This is a genomic window from Dactylosporangium sp. CA-092794, from assembly GCF_050948465.1.
Taxonomy (GTDB): Bacteria; Actinomycetota; Actinomycetes; order Mycobacteriales; family Micromonosporaceae; genus Dactylosporangium.
On record NZ_CP192044.1, the window covers coordinates 2123117 to 2148128 of the forward strand.

Here is a 25012-nt window from a genome sequence, read left to right on the forward strand (position 1 = left end):
CGGACGAATCTGCCGAGGGGAAGCATGTCCGACCGTTTGATCATCCGTGGCGCGCGGGAGCACAACCTCCGCGACGTCAGTCTCGACCTGCCGCGCGACGCGATGATCGTCTTCACCGGGCTCTCCGGCTCGGGCAAGTCGAGCCTGGCGTTCGACACGATCTTCGCCGAGGGACAGCGGCGGTATGTCGAGTCCCTGTCCTCATATGCGCGCCAGTTCCTCGGCCAGATGGACAAGCCCGACGTGGACTTCATCGAGGGCCTGTCCCCGGCGGTCTCGATCGACCAGAAGTCGACCTCGCGCAACCCGCGCTCGACGGTCGGCACGATCACCGAGGTCTACGACTACCTCCGGCTGCTGTATGCCCGGGTGGGCGAGCCGCACTGCCCGGTCTGCGGCGAGCCGATCACGAAGCAGACGCCGCAGCAGATCGTCGACCGGGTCCTCGCCATGGACGAGGGCACCCGCTTCCAGGTCCTCGCGCCGGTGATCCGGGGGCGCAAGGGGGAGTATGTCGACCTGTTCAGCGAGCTGCAGTCCAAGGGTTACGCCCGGGCCCGGGTCGACGGGGTCGTGCACGCGCTGACCGACCCGCCGAAGCTGAAGAAGCAGGAGAAGCACACCATCGAGGTGGTCGTCGACCGGCTCGCGGTGAAGGCCTCGGCCAAGCAGCGGCTCACCGACTCCGTCGAGACCGCCCTGAAGCTGGCCGCCGGCATCGTGATCCTCGAGTTCGTCGACCTGTCCGAGGACGACGAGCACCGGGAGCGGCTGTTCTCCGAGCACCTGGCCTGCCCCAACGAACACCCGCTGTCGATCGAGGACCTCGAGCCGCGCTCCTTCTCGTTCAACGCGCCCTATGGGGCCTGCCCCGACTGCACGGGCATCGGCACCAAGAAGGAGGTCGACCCGGAGCTCATCGTGCCCGACCCGGAGCGCACGCTGCGCGAGGGCGCGGTCGCGCCGTGGGCGACCGGCCACACGCTGGAGTATTTCCTGCGGCTGCTGGAGGCGCTCGGCGACGAGGAGGGGTTCAACCTCGACACGCCGTGGCGGGCGCTGTCCTCGCGGGGGCAGAAGGCGATCCTCTACGGGTCCGAGGACCAGGTCCACGTGCGGTATCGCAACAAGTACGGCCGCGAGCGCTCCTACTACACCGGCTTCGAGGGCGTGGTGCAGTGGATCGAGCGGCGGCACGCCGACACGGAGAGCGACTGGTCGCGGGACAAGTACGAAGGGTACATGCGCGACGTGCCCTGCCCGACCTGCGGCGGCACCCGGCTCAAGCCCGAGATCCTCGCCGTGACGATCGCCGGGCGCAGCATCGCCGACGTGTGCAACCTGTCCGTGGGGGAGTGCGCGGAGCTGCTCGGCGCGATGGAGCTCACCGACCGGCAGAAGCTGATCGCCGAGCGGGTGCTCAAGGAGATCAACGCCCGGCTGCGCTTCCTGGTCGACGTCGGGCTGGACTACCTCTCCCTGGACCGGGCCGCCGGCACGCTGTCCGGCGGCGAGGCCCAGCGCATCCGCCTCGCCACCCAGATCGGCTCCGGGCTGGTCGGCGTGCTTTACGTGCTCGACGAGCCGAGCATCGGGCTGCACCAGCGGGACAACCACCGGCTGATCGAGACGCTGGTGCGGCTGAAGAAGCTCGGCAACACGCTGATCGTCGTCGAGCACGACGAGGACACGATCCGCACCGCCGACTGGATCGTCGACATCGGCCCGGGCGCGGGCGAGCACGGCGGCCGGGTCGTGCACAGCGGGCCCTACGAGCAGCTCATCAAGACCGAGGAGTCGGTGACCGGGTCGTATCTGTCCGGCCGGCGCAGCATCCCGACGCCGGAGATCCGCCGCCCCCGCACGCCCGGCCGCGAGCTGGTCGTCGTCGGCGCGCGCGAGCACAACCTGCGCAACCTGACCGTGCCGTTCCCGCTCGGGCAGCTGGTCGCGGTCACCGGGGTGTCCGGGTCGGGCAAGTCGACGCTGGTCAACGACATCCTGCACGCGGTGCTGGCCAACACGGTCAACGGCGCGCGGATGGTGCCGGGCCGGCACACCCGCATCTCCGGGCTCGACCAGGTCGACAAGGTGGTCGGGGTCGACCAGTCGCCGATCGGGCGCACGCCGCGGTCCAACCCGGCGACCTACACGGGCGTCTTCGACAACATCCGCAAGCTCTTCGCCGAGACGACCGAGGCCAAGGTCCGCGGCTACGGACCGGGGCGCTTCTCGTTCAACGTCAAGGGCGGCCGCTGCGAGGCGTGCGCCGGTGACGGCACGATCAAGATCGAGATGAACTTCCTCCCCGACGTGTATGTCCCGTGTGAGGTGTGCAAGGGCGCGCGGTACAACCGCGAGACCCTCGAGGTGCACTACAAGAGCCGCACCATCGCCGAGGTCCTCGACATGCCGATCGACGAGGCGGCCGGGTTCTTCGAGGCGATCCCGGCGATCCACCGGCACCTCAAGACGCTGGTCGACGTCGGCCTCGGCTACGTGCGGCTGGGCCAGCCGGCCCCGACGCTGTCCGGCGGCGAGGCGCAGCGCGTGAAGCTCGCCTCGGAGCTGCAGAAGCGCTCGACCGGCCGCACGGTCTACGTGCTCGACGAGCCGACCACGGGCCTGCACTTCGAGGACATCCGCAAGCTGCTGCTGGTCCTGCAGGGGCTGGTGGACAAGGGCAACACGGTCATCGTGATCGAGCACAACCTCGACGTCATCAAGACCGCCGACTGGCTGATCGACATGGGCCCGGAGGGCGGGCACAAGGGCGGCGCGCTGGTCGCGGCCGGCACCCCGGAGGAGGTCGCGGAGCTGCCGGAGAGCTACACCGGGCAGTTCCTGCGCCACGTGCTGGGCCTGTCCGGGCCGGCGAGCGGCGACCCGGCCGCCCGCGACCGGGCGGCGAAGGCCAACGACACCAAGGCGCCGGCCGCGCCGAAGAAGGCCACCGCCCGGGCCGCGACGGCCGAGCCGGCGGCGGCTCCCGCCCGGGCCCGCAAGACCACGACCGCCACCAAGGCGGCGGCCACGACCAAGGCGGCCGCTTCTGCCAGGGCCGCCGCCACCGCCACGGCCGCGAAGGCGGCGCCCCGGAAGGCGGCGGCGAAGAAGGCGGCGGCGCAGGGCTGAGGCTGGCCGCGGTCCGCGGCCGCGGCGGTCGGGCCGGCGGCGGTCGGGCCGGCGGCGGCTCGCGCCCCGGGCCGTAGGAGCGCGAGTGTCACCAATGCGGCGGGCACGGCCAAGGCGGCCGCTTCGGCCGGGGCCGCTTCGGCTCGGGCTGCGGCGGCTCGGGCTGCGGCGGCTCGGGCTGCGGCGGCCCGGGCAGCGCCGCGGAAGGCGGCGCCGAGGGCTGAGGGTGGGCCGCGGGTCAGGGCGCGCCGCAGCCGCGGCCGCGGCGCAAAGCGCGGCGCGGCGCAAAGCGCGGCGCGGCGCAAAGCGCGGCGCGGCGCGGCGACCGGAAGTCTCCGCGATCATGCGGATCCGTCGCCGGCACCAACGGTTTTTCATGATCACGGAGCGGTGATGTACCCCTGTGTACGACAGGTCTCCGTGATCATGAAAAACTCGTGTGCAGTCGCCGTGGACGTCATGATCACGGAGACATTCCTCCGCCCGGGACGGGTGCCGCGCCCGAGGGGTGAGACATCCGCAACGTCCACCCGAACCGCGTCGCCCACGTGGCCGACACCGACGACCACCGTCGCCCACCGGTGTCCGTGTTGACGTCCAGCGCGCGGTGGCGAGGCCGTCCGGCCGCCCCCTCAGTCAGCGCGATCAGGCGTCGGCCTCATGCACCACGCCGGCGGACTTGACCGGTGGGTGCGGGGCTGAGTTCGCAGCGCCGCGCAAGGTGGCGGCGCGGGGCTGAGGATGGGTGCGGGGCCAGGGCCGCGGCGGTGCGGGCGGCGGCGGGCACGACCTTCCCGGCCGGTCGCCAGGGGCGGTAGGTGGCGGCGGGCACGGCCCTGCTGGCCGGTCGCCGGGGGCGGTGGGTGGCGGCGGGCACGGCCTTCCCGGCCGGTCGCCGGGGCGGTGGGCGGCGGCGGGCACGGCCCTGCTGGCCGGTCGCCGGGGTCGGCGGGCGGCGCTGCTACGGTGGCCGCTGGCGAGGCTGATCTCAGGAGGTATACGTGCCGGACGAGAAGGTCTTCAATCTCTGCTCCGCGCGGCGCACGCTGCTGCTCGGCGCGGGCGCGCTGGGCATCGCCGTGCTGACCGGCTGCGGCGGCGACGAGCCCGCGCCCGGCGCCGGCGGCGCGCCCGGCGGGTCCGCCGCGCCGTCCGCGCCTGCCACCACCGGCGGCAATCCGTTCGACGACACCGGATCCGGCGGGGGCGGCGGGCCGCAGGTGCCGTCCGACGCGCTGGTCGCCGCCGACGAGGTGCCGGTCGGCGGCGGGCTCGTCGTCAAGGACACGGTGCTCGTGCTGCAGCCGACGAAGGGGACGTTCAAGGCGTATGACGCGGTCTGCCCGCACCAGGGGGCGGTCGTCGACCCGCCGTACGACGGTAACCCGATCATCATGTGCCCGCGGCACAACTCGAAGTTCAAGGTGGCCGACGGCAGCCGCGTGGAGGGCCCGGCCCCGCGCGGGCTCAAGGGCATCAAGGTCGCGGTGCGCAGCGGTTACGTGGTGCGTGCCTGAACGTGGCCGGCCGGTGACGAGGAGTTGTGGTATTCGTACCGGATTCTCAGTTTTCGTTGAGCATTGAACCGTACCCTCCAGGTTCTGTGTATTCCAGGGCGCAGCCGTATTCCCGGCCCGACGCCGGGACCACGACCGATGGAGGAGCTTGATGAGTGAGACGACCCGCCGCGCGGTGCTCGCCGGGGCGGTCGGCGTGACGGCCGTGTCCGTGCTCGCCGCCTGTGGGAACGACAGCGGATCGAACAACACCGCCAGTGACTCCAGCGCGGGCTCGAGCGGCCCGCTGGCGAAGAAGGCCGACATCCCGGTCGGGGGCGGCAAGATCGTCGAGGCCGGCGGCGGCACGGTGGTGACCCAGCCGGAGGCGGGCACGTTCAAGGCGTTCACGGCCATCTGCACGCACCAGCAGTGCGTGGTGGCCGAGGTGGCGAACAACTCGATCGTGTGCCGGTGTCACGGCAGCGCGTTCTCGGCGGCGGACGGCACGGTCACGAACCCGCCGGCCGTGCGCCCCTTGGAGGAGAAGAAGCTGCGCATGGACGGGGACGACATCTACCTGGCGTCCTGATCGTTGCTCGTGTTTCTTCAGTGTCCGAAAAATCCCGATGCCTGGCGGCATCAGGATTTTTCGGACATATCATGATTTCGCGGTATGTGAGCCAACTCCGGCATGGGCGGGCGGCCCTCCCGATTTTTGTCGTACCCCCCGGATAGTCTCGAACCGTGCCTGACCCGTCCACGTATCGGCCCGCTCCGGGGACCATTCCCGACGCGCCGGGGGTGTATCGCTTCTACGACCCCTCCGGCCGGGTCATCTACGTGGGCAAGGCCAAGAGCCTGCGGCAGCGGCTCAGCAGCTACTTCGCCGATCTGTGGACGCTGCACTCGCGCACGCAGCAGATGGTCACCACGGCGTCGAAGGTCGACTGGGTCACCGTCGGCACCGAGGTCGAGGCGCTCCAGCTGGAGTACAACTGGATCAAGGCCTACGACCCGCGGTTCAACGTCCGGTATCGAGACGACAAGAGCTATCCGTATCTGGCCGTCACGCTCGACGAGGCGTATCCGCGGCTGCAGGTCATGCGCGGCGCCAAGCGCAAGGGTGTGCGGTATTTCGGGCCCTATGCGCACGCCTGGGCCATCCGCGAGGTGCTCGACCTGCTGTTGCGGGTCTTCCCGGCTCGCACCTGCTCGTCGGGCGTGTTCAAGCGGGCCGGGCAGATCGGGCGGCCGTGCCTGCTGGGGTATATCGGCAAGTGCTCCGCGCCGTGCGTCGAGCGGGTCAGCGAGGAGGAGCACCGGCAGATCGTCGAGAGCTTCTGCGACTTCATGGCCGGGCGCACCGACACGATGGTCAAGCAGCTCGAGCGGGAGATGTATCAGGCCTCCGACGAGCTGGACTTCGAGCGCGCGGCGCGGCTGCGCGACGACCTCGGTGCGCTGCGCCGGGCCGTGGAGAAGCAGGCGGTGGTGCTCGGCGACGGCACCGACGCCGACGTCGTCGCGTTCGCCGACGACCCGCTCGAGGCCGCCGTGCAGGTGTTCCACGTGCGCGGCGGGCGGGTGCGCGGGCAGCGCGGCTGGATCGTGGAGAAGACCGAGGACCTGACCGCCGGCGACCTCGTGCACCACTTCTGCACGCAGATCTACGGCAGCGAGGCTGGCGCCGAGGCGGCCGACCTGCCCCGCGAGCTGCTCGTGCCCGAGCTGCCGGCCGACGTCGACGCGCTCGCCGACTGGCTGAGCCGGCTGCGCGGCAGCCGGGTCTCGATCCGCGTGCCGCAGCGCGGCGACAAGAAGGCGCTCGCCGAGACCGTGGCGCGCAACGCCGAGCAGGCGCTGCAGCAGCACAAGCTGCGCCGGGCCGGCGACCTGAGCACCCGCAGCAAGGCCCTGGAGGAGATCGCCGAGGCGCTGGGCATGCAGACCGCGCCGCTGCGCATCGAGTGTTACGACATTTCGCAGATTCAGGGCACCGACGTGGTCGCCAGCATGGTGGTGTTCGAGGACGGGCTGTCGCGCAAGAGCGAGTATCGGCGCTTCGCGATCAACGGCGCGACCGACGACGTGTCGGCCATCTCGGAGGTGCTGCGCCGGCGGTTCGCCCGCTATCTCGAGGCCAAGGTGGAGATCGACGAGGCCGGCGAGATCGACCCGTCCCGCCCCGGGATCGACCCGACGACCGGGCGCCCGCGCAAGTTCGCCTATCCGCCGCAGCTGGTCGTCGTCGACGGCGGCCAGCCCCAGGTCAACGCCGCCGCCCAGGTCCTGCTCGACCTCGGCATCGACGACATCACCATCTGCGGCCTGGCCAAGCGGCTCGAGGAGGTCTGGCTGCCCGACGACGAGTTCCCGGTGATCATGCCGCGCGCCTCCGAGGGCCTCTACCTGCTACAGCGGGTCCGCGACGAGGCCCACCGCTTCGCCATCACGTATCACCGCCAGAAGCGCTCGAAGCGCATGACCGTCTCGGCCCTCGACTCGGTTCCCGGCCTCGGCGAGATCCGCCGCAAGGCCCTGCTGCGCCACTTCGGTTCACTCAAACGGCTGAAAGCGGCGAGCATCGAGGAGATCGCGGAGGTCCCGGGCATCGGCCGCCGCACCGCGGAGGCGATCCTGTCCGCGCTCAACGGCCCCGCCCGGGCCGCCCCCGGAGACGCTCCCGCGGACGCGAACGCGCCCTCGCCTGCCGCGGACTCGGAGCGGTTCCCGCCTCCCGCGGTCGCGGGGCAGGTCTCGCCTTCCGCGGAGACCGACCGGTCCCAGCCTTCCGCGGACACCGAGCCGACGGACGCCGACGCGACGGCAGGGGACCGGCCGCCGGGCGCGGGGCCACACGGGTCGGCGGACGCCGCCGCCAACGGAAAGCCGCAGGCAGCCAGGCCAAACGAGCCGGCCCGGCGCGGCGGCGGCGAGCCGGGCGGGCCGCCTGCGGGCTTCGGGTTGGCCGGGCGTGGCGGTGGGGAGGCGGCGGCGCGGCAGGAGGGCCGCGGGCCGGACGACGGACCGGGCGAGTGGGACGACGGCCGCGCGGTGGCGGCGCGGGAGGAGCGGCACGACGACATGCTGGACGAGGGGCGGATCGAGGCGGCGAGGTTCGCGGCGCAGCGGTTCGGGGGAGGACACGGGACGGAGGGAGCGGATACCGCGAAGTAGTGCAAACCGACTGTCCGTCCGATGCGGCGCGCGCGAAGACATAAACTCGTCGACGTGTCGAGAGAAGGCGACGTGCCGAGTGACGTCAGTGGCGCTCCGGCCGCCGACGTCGGGCCGGGCGACGGCCTGGCCGCAGGGACGGGGCCGGGTGCGCGCGGCGGCCCGGGCGAGGGTCCGGACGGGGTGTCGGGCGTCGGGAACGGCGAGGTGTCGGGCGTCGGGAACGATGCCGCCGCACGGAGCGACCTCAGCGCGACGGGCGACCTGGGCTCACGGGACGAGGCCGGCGCGGGCGGCGAGGTCGGTGCCGGCGGCGATCTCGGTCGCGTCGCCGGTGAGCCTGGCGACCGTGGGCCCGGTGCCGGCGGTGGGCTCGGTGGTGGTGAGTTGGGCGGCGGCGGTGGCGACCGCGGGCCCGGTGTGGACGGTGGGCTTGGGGGTGGCGAGCGCGGCGGCGGTGGCGTCCGTGGGCCCGGTGCCGACGGTGGGCTCGGTGGTGGTGAGTTGGGCGGCGGCGGTGACGACCGCGGGCCCGGTGTGGACAGTGGGCTTGGGGGTGGCGAGCGCGGCGGCGGTGACGACCGCGGGCTCGGCGGGGACAGTGGGCTCGGCGTGGGCGGGGGGCTTGGGGCAGGGGGGCTCGGGGTCGGCGGGGGACTTGGGGCCGGGGGTGTGTTCGGCGCCGGGGGTGAGCTTCGCCGCGGGGTTGGTGGCGACGGGGATGCCGGGGAGGGGAGCGAATCCGGGGGGCTGCCTGGGCGGAACACCACCGATCTGGTCATCGTGACCGGGGTGTCCGGGGGTGGGCGCAGCACCGTGGCGCGGGCGCTGGAGAACGTCGGGTACTACGTGGTCGACAACCTGCCGCAGGCGTTGCTGCTGGACATGGCGGAGCTCGCGTATGCGGCGCGGGGGGCGGCTCGGCGGACGGCGATGGTGCTTGATGTGCGTAGCCACGCCTTTTCCACCGATCTTCCGGGGGCGGTCAAGGCGCTTCGGGAGCGTGGGTTCAATCCGCGGATGGTGTTTGTCGACGCGGATGACGAGGTGCTCATTCGGCGGTTTGAGAGTGTGCGGCGGTCGCATCCGTTGCAGGGGGCCGGGCGGCTCTCCGACGGGATCGCGGCCGAGCGGAAGTTGCTGCAAGAAGCGCGCGAGCAGGCGGATGTGCTGATCGATACGAGCCATCTGAATGTCAACCAGCTGCGTGGGCGGATCGAGGAGATGTTCGGGGAGGAGGACACGACCCAGATCCGGGTCACCGTGCTCTCCTTCGGCTTCAAGTACGGGCTGCCGCCGGATGCGGATTTTGTGCTCGACGCTCGGTTCCTGCCCAATCCGTACTGGGTGCCTGAGCTGCGGGATCACACCGGCAAGGAGACCGAGGTGTCGCGGTATGTGCTCGGGCAGCGGGGGGCGATCACGTTCGTCGAGACGTATGCGCGGCTGATCAACGCCACGGCGCCCGGGTTCGAGCGGGAAGGGAAGCGGTACCTCACGATTGCCGTGGGATGTACCGGGGGCAAGCATCGCAGCGTGGCCATCGCCGAGGAGTTGGCGCGGCGGCTGCGGGAGATGCGGCTCGCGGCCTCGCCGCAGCACCGCGACCTGGGACGCGAATGACGGGGGAACGCGCGATCGATTACGTGAACGCGGGCCGGGATGCGCGGGACGACGCGCGCTCGCGGGCCGGCGGCCGGAAGAGTCCGCACAAGAGCTTGCAGAGGGTGCCGGTGAAGGTTGTCGCGTTCGGGGGTGGGCACGGGCTGTCCGCGAAGCTGCGGGCGCTGCGGATCCTGCAGCGTGACCTGCCGCTCGACATCACCGCCGTGGTCACCGTCGCCGATGACGGGGGGTCCAGCGGGCGGCTGCGGGCCACGCGGGACATCCTGCCGCCCGGGGATCTGCGGCAGGCGCTCGCGGCGCTCGCCGACGAGACGGACACCGCGGATCTCTTCCAGCACCGGTTCTCCGGTGCGGACGAGATCGCCGGGCATCCCGTCGGTAACCTCGTGCTGCTGGCGCTGATGGAGCTGGCCGGGGATCCGGTCGTCGCGCTCGATCGGGCGGCGCAGATGTTGCGGTGCGGGGGGCGGGTGCTGCCGATGTCCCGCGATCCGCTGCACATCGAGGCGGATCTGTCCGAGGGTGGTGAGGTCGTCACCGTTCGTGGTCAGCATGAGGTGGCGGTCACCACGAAGAAGATCGACCGGGTTCGGCTCACGCCGGACGAGCCGGAGGCGTGTGCGGAGGCGGTCCGGGCCGTGCTCGACGCCGACTGGCTGCTCTTCGGGCCCGGGTCCTGGTTCACCAGCGTGATTCCGCACCTGCTGGTGCCGGGGCTGGCCGCGGCGATCCGGGACACCGCGGCCCGGCGGCTGGTCACGCTCAACCTCGCCGCGGACAGCGAGACGGCGGGGCTGACCCTGCCGGAGCACCTCGCCGCGCTGCGTCGTTACCTACCCGGGCTACGCGTCGATGTAGTTCTTGCCGACGGGAAAGCCGTAGGCGACCCCGAACCGGTCCATCGTGCGGCAGAATCGCTTGGTGCCCGACTGGTGCTCGCGCCGGTCGCCGTCGGTGACGGGGCGCCCCGGCACGATCCGCAGGCGCTCGCGACGGCGCTCGGACCGCTGCTGGGTGCCGCCGCTGCGGAGCACAGTTCGACGCAACACGGCGGTGCCGAGTCCGGCGCCGCGGCGAAGGACAGCGCGGCCGCGAAGGGCGGTGGCGAGTCCGGCGCCGCGGCGAAGGGAAGCGCGGCGCAAAACCGCGGTGCCGAGGCCGGTGCCGCCGCAAAGAGCAGCGTCAACGGCGCGGCGCCGCACGGCACGGGCGCGCGCGTGGACGACATGACCTTGAACACGAAAACCGCGAGGTGACGACAGAATGGCGATGACCGCTGCGGTCAAGGACGAGTTGAGCCGCGTGGACGTGGCGAAACCCTGCTGCCGGCGGGCCGAGATGGCCGCGCTGCTGCGCTTCGCCGGCGGATTGCACATCGTCTCCGGCCGGGTGGTCGTCGAGGCCGAGCTCGACACCAACGCCGCCGCTCGACGGCTGCGCCGTGAGGTTTCCGAGGTGTACGGCTACAGCAGCGAGATCCACGTGCTCGCCTCCGGCGGCCTGCGCAAGAACAGCCACTTCATCGTGCGCGTGGTCAAGGACGGCGAGGCGCTGGCCCGCCAGACGGGGCTGCTCGACGTACGCGGACGGCCGGTGCGCGGGCTCCCGCCGCACGTGGTCTCGGCGAACATGTGCTGCGCGGTCGCCGCCTGGCGCGGGGCGTTCCTGGCCCACGGCTCGCTGACCGAGCCGGGCCGCAGCTGCGCGCTGGAGATCACCTGCCCGGGGCCGGAGGCCGCGCTCGCGCTGGTCGGGGCGGCCCGGCGGATCGGGATCACCGCCAAGGCCCGCGAGGTGCGCGGGGTGGACCGGGTCGTGGTCAAGGACGGCGACGCGATCGCCGCGCTGCTGACCCGCATCGGCGCCCACCAGAGCGTGCTGACCTGGGAGGAGCGGCGGGTCCGGCGCGAGGTGCGGGCCACCGCCAACCGGCTGGCCAACTTCGACGACGCCAACCTGCGCCGCTCGGCGCGGGCCGCGGTCGCCGCCGCCGCGCGGGTCGCCCGGGCCATGGAGATCCTCGCCGAGAACGCTCCGGAGCATCTGTTCAGCGCGGGTACCCTGCGGCTCGAGCACCGGCAGGCGTCGCTGGAGGAGCTCGGCGCGCTCGCCGACCCGCCGCTGACCAAGGACGCGATCGCCGGGCGGATCCGCCGGCTGCTGGCGCTCGCCGACAAGCGGGCCCGCGATCTGGGCATTCCGGACACCGAGTCCGCGGTCACCCCGGAGATGCTCGTCGGGTGATGTTCGGGATCCGGCACGCGGCGCCAGCCGGACCGTGACTATCCGCGGAGGGTGAGGCCACGGGAGTTACGGTCCGCACCACCGCGGACATCGCGGTAGCTCTGAAATTCCTGAGAACCGCGGGCCGTTAGGCTGGGAAACGGCGGGCCGTTGGACTCCAAATCGTGGGTTCGGACACCCCCGGGGGATCGTGACCCGTTCGAGACGATAGGGTTTCCTTGTTCGGCGATGAGGCCGACTCGGGTCGCTCCTCGCTGTTCGATCGCCGCCGCACCACGCGGCCGGGACCTGCGCCAACGGGTGGGTCCGGACCGGCGGTTCCAGGGTGGGCGAGCCAATAACACTCATCTGGCGCCCGGCACCGGTAACCACGGCCCGGGGCGCGACGAGACGAGGAGATGTGTCGAAGTGACCATCCGGGTTGGCATCAACGGCTTCGGCCGGATCGGCCGCAACTTCTTCCGTGCGGCCCTCGCCAAGGGCGCTGATATCGAGGTCGTCGGCGTGAACGACCTCACCGACAACGCGACCCTGGCGCACCTGCTCAAGTACGACAGCATCCTCGGCCGCCTGGGCGAGGAGGTCAAGGCGACGGCGGACGAGATCACCGTGGCCGGCAAGACGTTCAAGGCCCTGGCCGAGCGCGACCCGTCGAAGCTGCCCTGGGGCGACCTCGGCGCGGACGTCGTCATCGAGTCCACCGGCATCTTCACCGATGCCGAGAAGGCCAAGGTCCACGTGGCCGGCGGCGCCAAGAAGGTCATCATCTCGGCGCCGGCCAAGAACGAGGACCTCACGATCGTCTTCGGCGTGAACGAGGGTCAGTATGACCCGGCGAAGCACACGATCATCTCGAACGCTTCGTGCACCACCAACTGCCTCGCGCCGATGGCCAAGGTCATCAACGACACGTTCGGCATCGAGCGTGGCCTCATGACCACGATCCACGCCTACACGCAGGACCAGAACCTGCAGGACGGCCCGCACAAGGACCTGCGCCGCGCCCGCGCCGCCGCGCTGAACATCGTGCCGACCTCGACCGGCGCCGCCAAGGCGCTCGGCCTGGTCCTGCCGGAGCTCAAGGGCAAGCTCGACGGTTACGCGCTGCGCGTGCCGGTCCCGACCGGCTCGGCCACCGACCTGACCGTGACCGTCTCGCGCGACACCAGCGTCGAGGAGGTCAACGCCGCGCTCAAGGCCGCCGCCGAGGGCCCGCTGGCCGGCATCCTCACCTACACCGAGGACCCGATCGTGTCGACCGACATCGTCACCGACCCGTCGTCGTGCATCTTCGACTCGGGCCTGACCAAGGTCATCGGCAACCAGGTCAAGGTCGTCGGCTGGTACGACAACGAGTGGGGTTACAGCAACCGCCTCGTCGACGCCGTCACGCTGGTCGGCACCGGCCTGTGATGAAAACGCTCGACGACCTCCTCAGCGAGGGCGTCTCGGGTCGGCGCGTGCTGCTGCGCGCCGACCTCAACGTCCCGCTCGACGGGGAGAAGATCACCGACGACGGCCGGATCCGCGCCGTGCTGCCGACCCTCAACGCGCTGCGCGAGGGCGGCGCCCGGGTGACCGTCGTGTCGCACCTGGGCCGGCCGAAGGGCGCGCCCGACCCGAAGTACAGCCTGGCCCCCGTCGCGGCCCGGCTGAGCGAGTTGCTGGGCGCGCCGGTCGCCTTCGGCGAGGGTGCCGAGGGTGACGTGACGTTGCTGGAGAACCTGCGGTTCAACGCCGGGGAGACCAGCAAGGACGAGGCCGAGCGGGCCGCGTTCGCGCGGGAGCTGGCCGCCTACGGCGACGTCTACGTCGACGACGCGTTCGGCGCCGTGCACCGCAAGCACGCCAGCGTCTACGACGTGGCCGCGCTGCTGCCGCACTACACCGGCTACCTGGTGCGCCGCGAGCTCGAGGTCCTCTCGAAGCTCACCGGCGAGGCCGAGCGGCCGTATGTCGTCGTGCTCGGCGGCTCGAAGGTCTCCGACAAGCTCGCCGTCATCGAGGCGCTGCTGCCGAAGGTCGACAAGCTGCTCATCGGCGGCGGCATGTGCTTCACCTTCCTCAAGGCCCAGGGCCACGAGGTCGGCAAGAGCCTGCTGCAGGCGGAGATGGTCGAGACCTGCGCCGAGCTGCTCCAGCGGGGCGACGGCAAGATCGTGCTGCCGGTCGACGTGGTCACCGCCACCGAGATCAGCGACGACGCCGCCACCAAGACGGTCGGCATCGCCGGGATCCCGGCCGGCGAGATCGGCCTCGACATCGGCCCGGAGACGGTCGCCGAGTTCACGGGCATCCTGGCCGGGGCGAAGACGGTCTTCTGGAACGGCCCGATGGGCGTGTTCGAGAAGCGCCCGTTCGAGGCCGGCACCCGGGGCGTCGCCGAGGCGATCACCAAGGTCGACGGCTTCACCGTCGTCGGCGGCGGCGACTCGGCCGCGGCCGTGCGGGCGCTGGGCATCCCCGAGGACGGCTTCAGCCACATCTCGACCGGCGGCGGTGCTTCCCTGGAGTACCTCGAGGGCAAGACCCTGCCGGGCATCGCCGCGCTGGAGGCCTGAGCCGATGGCCGAGGTCACCGGGCGCCGGCCGCTGATGGCCGGCAACTGGAAGATGAACCTGAACCACCTCGAGGCGATCGCGCTGGTGCAGAAGCTGGCGTTCAGCCTGAACGAGCAGCAGCTCAACGACGTCGAGACGGTGGTCCTGCCCCCGTTCGTGGACATCCGCAGCATCCAGACGCTGGTGGACGGCGACAAGCTGCTCATCGGCTACGGCGCCCAGGACCTCTCCGCGCACCCGTCCGGTGCGTACACCGGCGAGGTGTCCGGGCCGATGCTGGCCAAGCTCGGCTGCCAGTACGTGGTCGTCGGGCACTCGGAGCGGCGGCAGTACCACCGCGAGGACGACGCCCTGGTCAACGCCAAGGTCAAGGCGGCGCTGGCCAACGGCATCGCGCCGATCCTGTGCGTCGGCGAGGGGCTCGAGGTGCGCGAGGCGGGCGAGCACGTGGGGTACACCCTCGCGCAGCTCGACGCGGCGCTGGAGAAGATCAAGACCGACGAGGTCGAGAAGATCGTGGTCGCCTACGAGCCGGTCTGGGCGATCGGCACCGGCAAGGTGGCCACGCCGCAGGATGCGCAGGAGGTCATCGGGGCGATCCGCACCCGGCTGGCCGAGAAGTACACCGGCGGCACCGCCGACCGGGTGCGCATCCTCTACGGCGGCTCGGTGAAGCACGACAACATCGCGGCGATCATCGAGCAGCCCGACATCGACGGTGCGCTCGTCGGCGGCGCCAGCATCGACGCCGAAGGCTTCGTCCGGATCGTGCGCCTGGGTAAGTAGGCAGGTTTTTTCCGTCGGCCACCCGCCGTTTCGCGGCGGGTGGCCGACGCCTATTGTGGCTCCGTCCACCACCCCTTGACCTGGCGTCACACCACCGGACGGGTGACCCCCGCCCGCGGGGCCACGCCGTGAGGACCGGCAGCATGTTGTTCGACGCGCGCCACGGCCGTGCCCTCGTCGCGACCCTGGCCGGGCTGGCGCTGCTGGCGGCCGCCGGGTGCAGCGATGCCGACGCCCAGCATCGGCCCAAGCCCCCGCGGACCGGCGGCACCCTGCGCGTCGTGGTCGCCGCCAAGCCGGCCCACCTGGACCCGCAGCGGGTCGCCACGGCGACCGAGGCCAACGTCAACCGGCTGGTCTCCCGCACGCTCACCACGTTCAAGTCCGAGCCGGGCGCGGCCTCCAGCGAGATCGTCGGCGACCTCGCCACCGACGCGGGCCGCCCGAGCGAGGGCAACCGGGTCTGGGACTTCCAGCTCAAGGACGGCGTGCGGTGGGAGGACGGCACCCCGATCACCTGCGCCGACGTGAAGTACGGCGTCGAGCGGAGCTTCTCCGAGCTGTTGTCGGTGTCCCAGCCGTACACCAAGACGTACCTCAGCGGCACGGACGGCTACGCCGGCCCGTTCGACGGCGGCAAGGAACTCTCGTCCGTGCAGTGCGTGGACACCAAGAACATCCGGTTCGTGCTCAACCAGCCGATCGGCGACTTCGGCTACACCGTGGCGATGTCGGTCTTCGCGCCGGTACCGCTCAAGCAGGACACCAGGGCCGACTACGACAAGCGCCCGTTCTCCAATGGCCCGTACAAGCTGCAGGAGGTCACCGACCAGCAGCTGGTCTACGTGCGCAACCCGTACTGGGACCGGCGTACCGACAGCGTCCGCAAGGCCTACCCGGACAAGATCATTATTGCCGCCGACGACGACCTGCCCACCGTCACCTCCGACCTCATCACCAGCGAGGGCGACGCCGCCGACACGATCGACCTGGACAAGAACATCGCGCCGAACTTCGTCCAGCAGGTCATCAACGACCCGGACCTGTCGGCCCGTGCGGTCCAGGGCAGCTACGGCGGCATCCGGTACCTGGCGATCAACACCAAGCGCATCCCCGACCTGGCCTGCCGCCAGGCGCTGATCTACGCCTTCGACAAGCGCAAGTTCCGGGCCGCGGCCGGCGGCTCGGTCTACGGCGACTACGCGACCACGATGATCGCCCCGCAGCTCAAGGCCCACAAGAATTTCGACGTGTACGACAGCGCCAACAACGTCGAGGGCAAGCCCGACGTGGCGCTCAAGCTCCTGGACGACCGGCAGAAACAGGGCAAGCCGTGCCCGGCCACGCTCACCCTGTCGATCCCCGACCAGAAGGACATCCGCCGGCTGGCCACCACCATGGTCGAGACGTACCAGCAGATCGGCGTCCAGCTCCAGGTCAACGGCATCGACCCGGAGACGTACTTCGACGTCATCGGCGACCCGGCCAACGCCAACGACCTGCTGTGGGCGGGCTGGATTCCCGACTGGGCGAACGGCTCGGCGGTCATCCCGCCGCTGTTCGACGGCCGGCTCATCCCCACCCAGCCGGGCGCCACGAACAACCAGAACTACGCGCTGCTCAACGCCCCGGACATCAACGACGCGATCTCCGCGGCGCTGGCCGAGTCGGTGCCCGAACGGCAGTACCGCCTCTGGGGCGAACTGGACGAGAAGATCCAGCGACAGGCGGTGACGATCCCGATCGTGTACATGAAGGCGCTGCGCATGGCCGGCACGAACGTCCGCGGCGGCTTCATCCACCCGCAGTTCGGCCAGCCCGACCTGTGCGCTCTCGGTCTCGTTTAGTAAGCTCCCCTGGTACTGCCCCGAACACCAGCTTGCGAGAGGACTACCGCGCCATGACGGCGTTCGCCTACACCCTGATCGTGCTGCTGGTCATCACCAGCGTGCTGCTGACCATGCTCGTGCTGCTGCACCGCGGCAAGGGCGGCGGCATGTCGAGCATGTTCGGCGGCGGCGTGTCCTCGAGCCTCGCCGGCTCGTCGGTCGCCGAGAAGAACCTCGACCGCTACACGCTGCTGGTGGGCATCATCTGGTTCGCCTGCATCGTCGGCCTGGGACTTTGGTTGAAAATTGTTGAGAACGGTGGTGCCTGAGCACCTGGGCGAGTCCTAGACTCATGCGCGCGGTCCGTGCCGATACGGGCCGCGCGCAGGTGTTTTCGCCCACACTCCTGCACTCCGCACGACGTCGTGCCCCCCGACGAACAGGAGCGAGCAGCCGTGGCAACTGGCAACGCCATCCGCGGAACCCGAGTCGGCTCAGGCCCCGTGCGCTGGGCCGAGCGCGGTGAACAGGCCCCCCGCCGCAGCGTCACCTACTGGTGCGCCAACGGGCACGTGACCGAGCCGGCGTTCGCCGCCGAGATCACGGCCCCGGACACCTGGGACTGCCCCAGGTGCGGCCTCCCGGCCGGGCAGAACGAGCAGGCGCCCCCGGAGCGTCCTCGGCCCGAGCCTTACAAGACCCACCTCGCGTACGTCAAGGAACGCCGCAGCGAAGCCGACGGCGAGGCCATCCTCCAGGAGGCCCTCACCCGCCTGCGCCAGCGACGCAACTAGACAACGCCCTCTTCAACGGCGCCGGCGCTTCAACCGCACCGGCGCCGTTGCTTTGCGCCCACGCCGCCCCAGCGCCGCGGCCCAGCGCCGCGGCCCGGCGGCGCGGCGGCCCGGCGTGGCGTGGTGGCGGGGCGTCGGTGGCGGCGCGGTGGCGGGGCGGCGCGGTGGCGGGGCGGCGCGGTGGCGGGGCGGCGCGGTGGCGGGGCGCGGCGGGGCGGCAACGGCGGCCCGGCGGCTCAACCCGGTGGCGCGGCTCAGCGGCGGGGCCGGCCCGGCGGCGGTGGCCGGCCCAGCTCAGCCCGGCGGCCCGGCCCAGCTCAGCCCGGCGGCCCGGCCCAGCTCAGCCCGGCGGCTCAACCCGGTGGCGCGGCTCAGCGGCGGGGCCGGCCCGGCGGCGGTGACCGGCCCGGCTCAGCCCGGCGGCCCGGCCCAGCTCAGCCCGGCGGTGCGGAGCGGCCCGGCGGTGCGGCGGGAGGGCCCGTCCGGGCGCGAAGACCCCGAAGTGGCCGCCGTTGTCGGGTGCCAAACCGAGGCGGCGGCGCATTTTCTCTCCGTGATCATGCGAATCGCGCGTCGACGCCATCGGTTTTCCATGATCACGGAGACATATGGTACCTATGGGTACATTAAGACTCCGTGATCATGAAAAACCCCGTGGTGCGGACGATGGTCGCGCATGATCACGGAGAGTTTGCGTTGGGGTGGCCGGCCGCCCAATGGGCCAGGCCGTGGGACCGTGCCGGGCTGAGCCAGGCCATGTGGCTGGGCCATGTGGCTGGGCTGTTGGGTTTGGGCTTTGCGACCCGCAGTCGGCGGGGTAAATCGGGCATTGCCGGAGCAACCGGGCGTCGTGCGGGCGAGGTCGGTGGTTGGTCGGCGTCCGGCGAGGTGGGTTTCGGGGGCGGGCGCTGCGGCGACGTTAGACCAGGCTGCGGAACTTCGGGGGGAGTTCGTGGGCGGCGGCGGAGTCCAGGAGCCACAGCGTCAGGTCCCGGCCGTGGACGCCCGCGGCGGGGACCTGGCGGGGACCGGCGTCGGCCAGAGCGAGGCCGACGGCGCTCGCCTTGCCGGAGCCGGAGGCGATCAGCCAGGCCTCGTCGGTGGTGTTGATGGCCGGCAGGGTGAGGGTGATGCGGACCGGCGGCGGCTTCGGGCTGCCGCGGACCGCCGAGACCGGGCGGGTCTCGAAGGTTACCGGGTGCTCCGGGAAGACCGAGGCCACGTGGCCGTCCTCGCCGATGCCGAGGAGTACCACGTCGAAGTGCGGGAGCTCGGCGCTGCCGGGGCGGGTGGCCTCGGCCAATTCTGCAGCGTAGCGGGCGGCGGCCGCCTCGGCGTCGGTGCCGTCCGGGCCGTCGGACGGTGCCATCGGGTGGACCCGGGCCGGGTCGAGCTTCAGGGCGTCGAGCAGCGCCGCGCGGGCCTGCGTCTCGTTGCGCTCCGGGTCGCCCGAGGGCAGGAACCGTTCGTCGCCCCACCAGAGGTTCACCCGCGACCAGTCCACGGCGTCGCGGGCCGGGCTCTCGCGGATCGCCTGGTAGATCTGGGCGGCGATCCGGCCGCCGGTGAGGACGAGGGTGGCCTCGCCGCGCTCGGCCTGGGCGTCGGTGAGCCGCACGATGAGCCGCGCGGCGGCGGCCTCGGCCAGCAGGCGGGCCTCGGTGTGTACCACCACCTTGCTCTGCGTCATGATGCCACGCTCTCCGGCAGCGGCGCGGCGGCGCTCGCCTCGGGCTGCTCGGCCAGGGCCGGGTCCTTCCAGATGTGCACCCGCGGGGTCGTGCGCTCGTCGAGCCGCCGCTTGCCGGTCCCCGCCGCCAGGGCGGCCGCGTACGGCTGGTCCGGGTCGAGCCGGCGCAGCTCCTCGGCCAGCTCGTCGCCGAGCGGGCGGCGGGCCAGCGGCAGCACCCGGTCCGGCTGGCCGGAGCGCTGCAGGGTGGCGACGCCCGAGGTGAGGTCGCGGATCAGGTTCATGCTGCTGCCGTCCTCCAGCTGCAGCTCGACCGCCTCCATGATCTTGCCGGAGCCGGTCCGGCGGGACGGGTGGACGCCCAGGCGGGCCTCCAGCCAGCCGCCGAGCAGCAGGGCGGTCGGGTCCTTGTCCGGGGCCACGATCGTCGCGGCGCGCACGCCGACCCGGTTGGCGTCGAACGCGCCGGCCAGCAGCGTGCGCCACGGGGTGATCCGCGACCAGGCCAGGTCGGTGTCGCCGGGCACGTAGTCGTCGGAGCGCACCTTCAGCGCGACGACCGGGTCGTCGGACTGGGCGCTGTCGGTGATCCGGCGGTCGGCGACGACGCCCAGGGGGTCGTAGGCGATGCGCTCCGGCGGCGCACACTGCCACCACGTCACCACCGGTACATCCGGGGCGAGCAGCGGCATGACGACCGACTCCGCGTGCAGCGCCAGCCGGCCCTGCATGCGCATCACGACCGCCTCGCACGGGCCGAGCCGGCCGCCGACGACGATCTCCGCGTCGAGCCGGGACCGCTGCTGGGTCACGTCCGCCCGCACGATGATGAGCAGCCGGCACGGGTGCGCGGAGGCGGCGATGGTGGCGGCCGCCTCGGCCTCGCGGACCTGCCGTTCGTCGACCACCGCGATGAGCGTCAGGGCCAGGCCGCTGGTCAGGCCGCCGGCGCTGCGCCGCTCGTTGGCCAGGGCCTTGACCACCTCGATGCCGGTGGTGTCCCACAAACCGATCATGTCGAAAGTCTCCCTCTCAGGCCCGGCGCCAGGCGCGGCCCTCGCGGGCCAGCATCTCGTCGGCGGCCCGGGGTCCCCATTCGCCCGCGCGGTACGGCTCGGGCGTCGATCCGGCCCACGCCTCCTCCAGCGGGTCGACCACGTTCCAGCTCGCCTCGACCTCGGCGGAGTCCGGGAACAGCGTCTTGTCGCCGACCAGCACGTCGAGGATCAGCCGCTCGTAGGCTTCGGGGCTCGCGTCGGTGAACGCCTCGCCGTACTGGAAGTCCATCGCGATGTCGCGGACCTCCATGGTGGTGCCCGGCACTTTCGAGCCGAACTTCAGCATCACGCCCTCGTCCGGCTGGACCCGGATGACGAGCTGGTTGTGGCCGAGCATCTCCACGTCGGCGTCGTTGAACGGCAGGTGCGGGGCCTTCTTGAACAGCACCCCCAGCTCGGTGACCCGGCGCGGCAGGCGCTTGCCGGCCCGGATGTAGAACGGTACCCCGGCCCAGCGGCGGTTCTGGATGCCCAGCCGCACGGCGACATACGTCTCGGTCTTGGAGTCCCCCGGCACGTCCTTCTCTTCGAGGTACCCCGGCACGCGCTCGCCGGCCACCCATCCGGTCAGGTACTGCCCGCGGACCGTGTTCGTGAACACGTCGGTCGGCACCTTGATGGCGTTGAGCACCTTGAGCTTCTCGGTGCGGATCGCGTCGGCGTCGAACGCGGTCGGCTCCTCCATCGCCACCAGCGCCAGCAACTGCAGCAGGTGGTTCTGCAGCACGTCGCGGGCGGTACCCACCTTGTCGTAGAACCCGGCGCGGGTGCCGATGCCGACGTCCTCGGCCATCGTGATCTGCACCGAGTCGACGTAGTTGGAGTTCCACACCGGCTCGAACAGGTTGTTGGCGAACCGCAGCGCCATGATGTTCTGGACGGTCTCCTTGCCCAGGTAGTGGTCGATGCGGAAGACGTCCTGCGCGGTGAACGCGTCATCGACGAGGTCGTTGAGCTGCTTGGCGGAGGCCAGGTCGTAGCCGAACGGCTTCTCCACCACGACCCGCCGCCAGCCGCCGGACTTCGCGTTGTCCGACATGCCGGTGCGCTCGAGCTGCTTGAGCACGACCGGGAACGCCGAGGGCGGGATCGACAGGTAGAAGGCCGCGTTGCCCGGGATGCCGGACTCGTCGTGCAGGTCGTCGAGGGTCTGCGCCAGGTGGTCGAAGGCCGTGTCGTCCTCGAACGAGCCGGGTACGAACTTGATGTTGCTCGCCAGCCGCGACCACACCTCTTCCCGCCAGGTGGTGCGGGCGCCGTTCTGGGCCGCCTTGCGGGCCAGGTCCTCGAAGTCGCCGTCGCCCCAGTCGCGCCGGGCGAAGCCGAGCACGGCGAAGCTGGGCGGCAGCAGACCCCGGTTGGCCAGGTCGTAGACGGCCGGGATGAGCTTCTTGCGGGCCAGGTCACCGGTGACGCCGAAGATGACCAGCGCGCACGGCTCGGGAATCCGAGGCAGTCGCCGGTCCTGCGGGTCCCGCAGCGGATTGGTCATCAGTTCTCACCCTCCGAGGGCGGCCAGGAGTTGTTCGATACCGGTTGCCCGGTCGGTCAGATGCAAACGCAGCGCGGGGCGGTCATCGCCGCGGCCCGGGCGCTCGGCGGCGGCCGCCGACGCCTGCAGCTCGCCGAAGGTGTACGGCCGGCCGGGCACCCGCACGTCGTGCGTCACCGCGCCGGTGATCTGCAGCAGCGAGACCGCGCCGGCCAGGCGGGCGCGCGGCCCCCAGCCGAACGTGACGGCCCGGGCGACCCGCCCGGCGAGCGCGTCGCGCACTTCGGCCGCGGCCGCGTCGCCGTCGCGGTCGAGATGGGCGGCGATCGCCAGGCAGCCGCCCTCCGGCACGCCGTGGGCGAGCTCGTCGATCGCGCCGATGAGCGTCGTGGCGGTCGTCTCGCCGTACACCTCGATGGCCCCTTCGACCAGCGTCGGCGTCGGGGTCTGCGGCACCTCGCCCGGCGTTTCCGCGGGCGGGGCCGGCAGCGGGGGCAGCAGTGTACCGGCCACCCGGGCGGCCTGCGCCCAGGCCAGCAGTTGGGCGCCGAGCGGCCCGTTGACGGACAGGTCGGGTGCGATGCCGCCGCCGGGCATCACGCCCCGGCCGAGCGCCCCGCCCACCGTGACGCTGAGCACGTCTGGCCCGGCATGCCCCCACGACGCCGGGTTTTCCAAGATTATCGGTACTACCCGGGGCGCGGCCACCGCGAACACGTGCTCGATCCACTCGCCGAGCCCCTCGATGCCGGTCCCGTCCGCCGCGACGGCGAGCTTGTCCCGCCCCTCGCGGACCGCAGCGGCGATGGCCGCCCCGAGCGCCACTCCCGGACCGTTCGCTTGCCCGGTCTCGTCGGACAAACCGGAAATTTCCGATTTGTGCGCAGAAGCGACCGGCGGGGCGGTCCCGGGAGTGAAGCTGGCGGACGGCGCGGCGGACGGAAAGCCGGTGGGCGAGCCGGGCGTGGAGCGGGCAGGCGGCGGGCCGGGCGGGAAACCAGGTGGCGGCGCGGGGGCGAGGCCAGGTGGCGACGCCGGGGCAAGGCCAGGTGGCGGCGCGGGGGTGAAGCCAGGTGGCGGCGGCGCGGGCGCGAAGCCGGTGGGCAGCGGTGCGGGCGGGGAGGCCGGCGCCGGCTCCGCGAGCAGTCCGGAGGCCTCGGCGAGCAGCTCGGCCACGTCGGCGCCGGCCAGGCCCGCGGCGATCAGGGCGGGCGCCGGCAGGGCGGAGCGGGACTCGTCCGGGGTGAGGACGAAGGGGTGAGCCGAGGGCTCGGGGGTCGAGTCGGGGGTGGCGACCACGACGAAGTGGCGGGTCGGGTCGGGGAGGCCGGCGGCCTCGAACGCTTGGTGGAACGCCCGGCGGTGGGCGTCCGTCTCGGCCGCCGGGCCCGCCGGTTCGCTCGCCGCGGCGAGGACCACCACCGTCCTGGGCAGGTTGCCGGCCAGGGCCGCATGGGCGCGGTGCGGGTCGGCGGTGTCGAGCACGGTCAGGCGCAGGCCCAGGGTGCGGGCGATCGCGGCGGCCGCCGGGGCCGCGGCGCCGGTGGTGACGAGCACGACCCGGTCCAGGCCCTGCGCGCGCAGGTCGGCCCGCAGGGCGGTGATGCGGTCGGCGAGCCCGGGGCCCGGCAGGGCGAGCGGGGCAGCGGTGCCGACCCGGCCGGGGGCCGGAACGGCACCGAACAGCGTGAGTCCGGCCGCCGCGACGACGTGGTCGAGCAGATCAGACACCGCCACCCCCTGCATGCCCCTCATCTTGGCGCCCGTGCGTGGCGGGCGCGTCAAGAACCAGTGAAACCTCAGGCCCGCGGGCAGCCCCGGCGAAGCGCCCGTGGACGGTCCCCGTGAAACCGGCGAAGCGCCCGCGGACCGTCGCCGGGAAGCCGGCGAAGAGTCCGTGGACGGTTGCCGCCGAACCGGCGAAGGGCCCGCGGGCGGCCCGGGCGCCCGCGCGTGGCGAGCGCCGCGGAACCGGCGCGGGGCCGTGGGCGGGTCAGGACGCGGACGAAGCGTCGAGCGCCTGCTGCACCGTGTCGATCATCTCCTTGCCGCTGACCGTGAACTTCTCCACGCCCTCGCGCTCGAGCACCTCGACGACGTCGTTGTAGTCGATGCCGAGCGCGGCGAGGGAGTCCATGACCTGCTGCGCCTCGGCGTAGCCGCCGGTCACCGCGTCCAGGCGCACCTCGCCGTGGTCGGCGAAGGCGTGGATCACCGACTCCGGCATGGTGTTGACGGTGCCGGGGGCGACCAGCTCCTCGACGTAGATCACGTCGCGGTACTCCGGGTTCTTGGTCGAGGTCGACGCCCACAGCGGCCGCTGCGGCTGGGCGCCCGCGTCGGCCAGGGCCTGCCAGCGCTCGGAGGAGAACAGCTCCTCGTAGAGCTTGTAGGCGAGCTTCGCGTTGGCGATGGCCGCCTTGCCCTTGAGCGCCTTCGCCTCGGGGGTGCCGATCTTGTCGAGGCGCTTGTCGTACTCGGTGTCGACGCGCGAGACGAAGAACGACGCCACCGAGCCGATCTTCGACAGGTCGTGGCCGTTGGCCTTGGCCTGCTCCAGGCCGGTGAAGAAGGCGTTGATGACCGCCTCGTACCGCTCGAGGGAGAAGATCAGCGTCACGTTGACGCTGATGCCCGCCCCGATCGTCGCGGTGATCGCCGGCAGGCCCGCCTCGGTCGCCGGGATCTTGATGAACAGGTTGTCGCGGTTGACGAGCCACCACAGGGCCTTGGCCTCGGCGCTGGTGCGCGCGGTGTCGTGGGCGAGCGTCGGGTCCACCTCGATCGAGACCCGGCCGTCGATGCCCTTGCTGGCGTCGGCGGCGGGCTTCATCACGTCACAGGCCCAGCGGACGTCGTACCCCATGATGGAGCGCATCGCCTCGCCGACCGACGTCTGGCGCAGGGACAGGTCCTTGACCTGGTCGGCGTAGTCCTCGGCCGACGTGACGGCCTTGGCGAAGATCGTCGGGTTGGTGGTCACCCCGACGACGTGCTGCTCCCGGCGCAGCTTGTCCAGGCCGCCGCTGGTCAGCCGCTGCCGGGAAAGATCATCGAGCCAGATCGCCACCCCAGCGGCGGCGAGCTCGGCCAGCCGATCGGAACTCATCGCGGTTCTCC

The 25012-nt window shown here is 72.0% G+C and carries 15 protein-coding genes and 3 pseudogenes; 13 read left to right on the forward strand and 5 right to left on the reverse strand.

Annotated features, from left to right (window positions below):
- Positions 1-24: 24 nt before the first annotated feature.
- From uvrA to ACQPXD_RS09415, 13 genes and pseudogenes are all read left to right on the forward strand, one after another.
- Positions 25-2988 (forward strand): annotated as a pseudogene (gene uvrA, locus ACQPXD_RS09355) (excinuclease ABC subunit UvrA); the annotation flags it as partial.
- Positions 2989-4136: 1148 nt separating this feature from the next.
- Positions 4137-4652: a Rieske (2Fe-2S) protein gene (locus tag ACQPXD_RS09360; RefSeq protein WP_432836780.1), complete on the forward strand. Its 516-nt coding sequence runs from the start codon at positions 4137-4139 to the stop codon at positions 4650-4652.
- Positions 4653-4803: 151 nt separating this feature from the next.
- The gene (locus ACQPXD_RS09365) at positions 4804-5223 is read left to right on the forward strand and encodes a ubiquinol-cytochrome c reductase iron-sulfur subunit (RefSeq protein WP_432836782.1); all 420 of its coding nucleotides are present in this window, start codon (positions 4804-4806) and stop codon (positions 5221-5223) included.
- A gap of 155 nt (positions 5224-5378) precedes the next feature.
- A pseudogene (gene uvrC, locus ACQPXD_RS09370) lies at positions 5379-7292 on the forward strand (excinuclease ABC subunit UvrC); the annotation flags it as partial.
- Between the two features lie 1269 nt (positions 7293-8561).
- Positions 8562-9434, forward strand: coding sequence for an RNase adapter RapZ (gene rapZ / locus ACQPXD_RS09375; protein ID WP_432843747.1), 873 nt, complete (start codon positions 8562-8564; stop codon positions 9432-9434).
- A 104-nt stretch (positions 9435-9538) separates the two neighbouring features.
- A pseudogene (locus ACQPXD_RS09380) lies at positions 9539-10459 on the forward strand (gluconeogenesis factor YvcK family protein); the annotation flags it as partial.
- A 241-nt stretch (positions 10460-10700) separates the two neighbouring features.
- A complete protein-coding gene (gene whiA, locus ACQPXD_RS09385; RefSeq protein ID WP_432836784.1) occupies positions 10701-11681 on the forward strand; it encodes a DNA-binding protein WhiA in 981 nt (326 codons plus the stop codon).
- 408 nt (positions 11682-12089) lie between these two features.
- On the forward strand, positions 12090-13094 hold the full coding sequence (gap, locus tag ACQPXD_RS09390) for a type I glyceraldehyde-3-phosphate dehydrogenase (RefSeq protein ID WP_432836786.1): 1005 nt from the start codon (positions 12090-12092) through the stop codon (positions 13092-13094).
- Entirely contained in the window at positions 13094-14242 is a 1149-nt protein-coding gene (locus ACQPXD_RS09395; protein WP_432836788.1) for a phosphoglycerate kinase, read from the forward strand. The genes gap and ACQPXD_RS09395 overlap by 1 nt, the downstream gene beginning before the upstream one ends.
- A gap of 4 nt (positions 14243-14246) precedes the next feature.
- Positions 14247-15029, forward strand: coding sequence for a triose-phosphate isomerase (gene tpiA / locus ACQPXD_RS09400; protein WP_432836790.1), 783 nt, complete (start codon positions 14247-14249; stop codon positions 15027-15029).
- 143 nt (positions 15030-15172) lie between these two features.
- Entirely contained in the window at positions 15173-16876 is a 1704-nt protein-coding gene (locus ACQPXD_RS09405) for an ABC transporter substrate-binding protein (protein WP_432836792.1), read from the forward strand.
- Positions 16877-16929: 53 nt separating this feature from the next.
- On the forward strand, positions 16930-17187 hold the full coding sequence (secG, locus tag ACQPXD_RS09410; protein WP_432836795.1) for a preprotein translocase subunit SecG: 258 nt from the start codon (positions 16930-16932) through the stop codon (positions 17185-17187).
- 126 nt (positions 17188-17313) lie between these two features.
- Complete coding sequence (locus ACQPXD_RS09415) at positions 17314-17652, forward strand: RNA polymerase-binding protein RbpA (protein ID WP_432836797.1); 339 nt, start codon at positions 17314-17316, stop codon at positions 17650-17652.
- Positions 17653-18571: 919 nt separating this feature from the next.
- Here ACQPXD_RS09415 and pgl read toward each other — a convergent pair.
- The 5 genes from pgl to tal form a co-directional block, all read right to left on the reverse strand.
- Complete coding sequence (gene pgl / locus ACQPXD_RS09420; RefSeq protein ID WP_432836799.1) at positions 18572-19342, reverse strand: 6-phosphogluconolactonase; 771 nt, start codon at positions 19340-19342, stop codon at positions 18572-18574.
- A complete protein-coding gene (locus ACQPXD_RS09425; protein WP_432836801.1) occupies positions 19339-20358 on the reverse strand; it encodes a glucose-6-phosphate dehydrogenase assembly protein OpcA in 1020 nt (339 codons plus the stop codon). Before ACQPXD_RS09425 ends, pgl begins: the two co-directional genes overlap by 4 nt.
- 16 nt (positions 20359-20374) lie before the next feature.
- Positions 20375-21892 (reverse strand): glucose-6-phosphate dehydrogenase, encoded by a 1518-nt coding sequence (zwf, locus tag ACQPXD_RS09430; RefSeq protein ID WP_432836803.1) that lies wholly within the window; start codon positions 21890-21892, stop codon positions 20375-20377.
- A 6-nt stretch (positions 21893-21898) separates the two neighbouring features.
- Positions 21899-23638 carry a hypothetical protein gene (locus ACQPXD_RS09435; protein ID WP_432836805.1) on the reverse strand — a complete coding sequence of 580 codons (1740 nt, stop codon included), beginning with the start codon at positions 23636-23638 and terminating at the stop codon, positions 21899-21901.
- A 247-nt stretch (positions 23639-23885) separates the two neighbouring features.
- A complete protein-coding gene (gene tal, locus ACQPXD_RS09440; protein WP_432836807.1) occupies positions 23886-25001 on the reverse strand; it encodes a transaldolase in 1116 nt (371 codons plus the stop codon).
- Between the last annotated feature and the right edge of the window lie 11 nt (positions 25002-25012).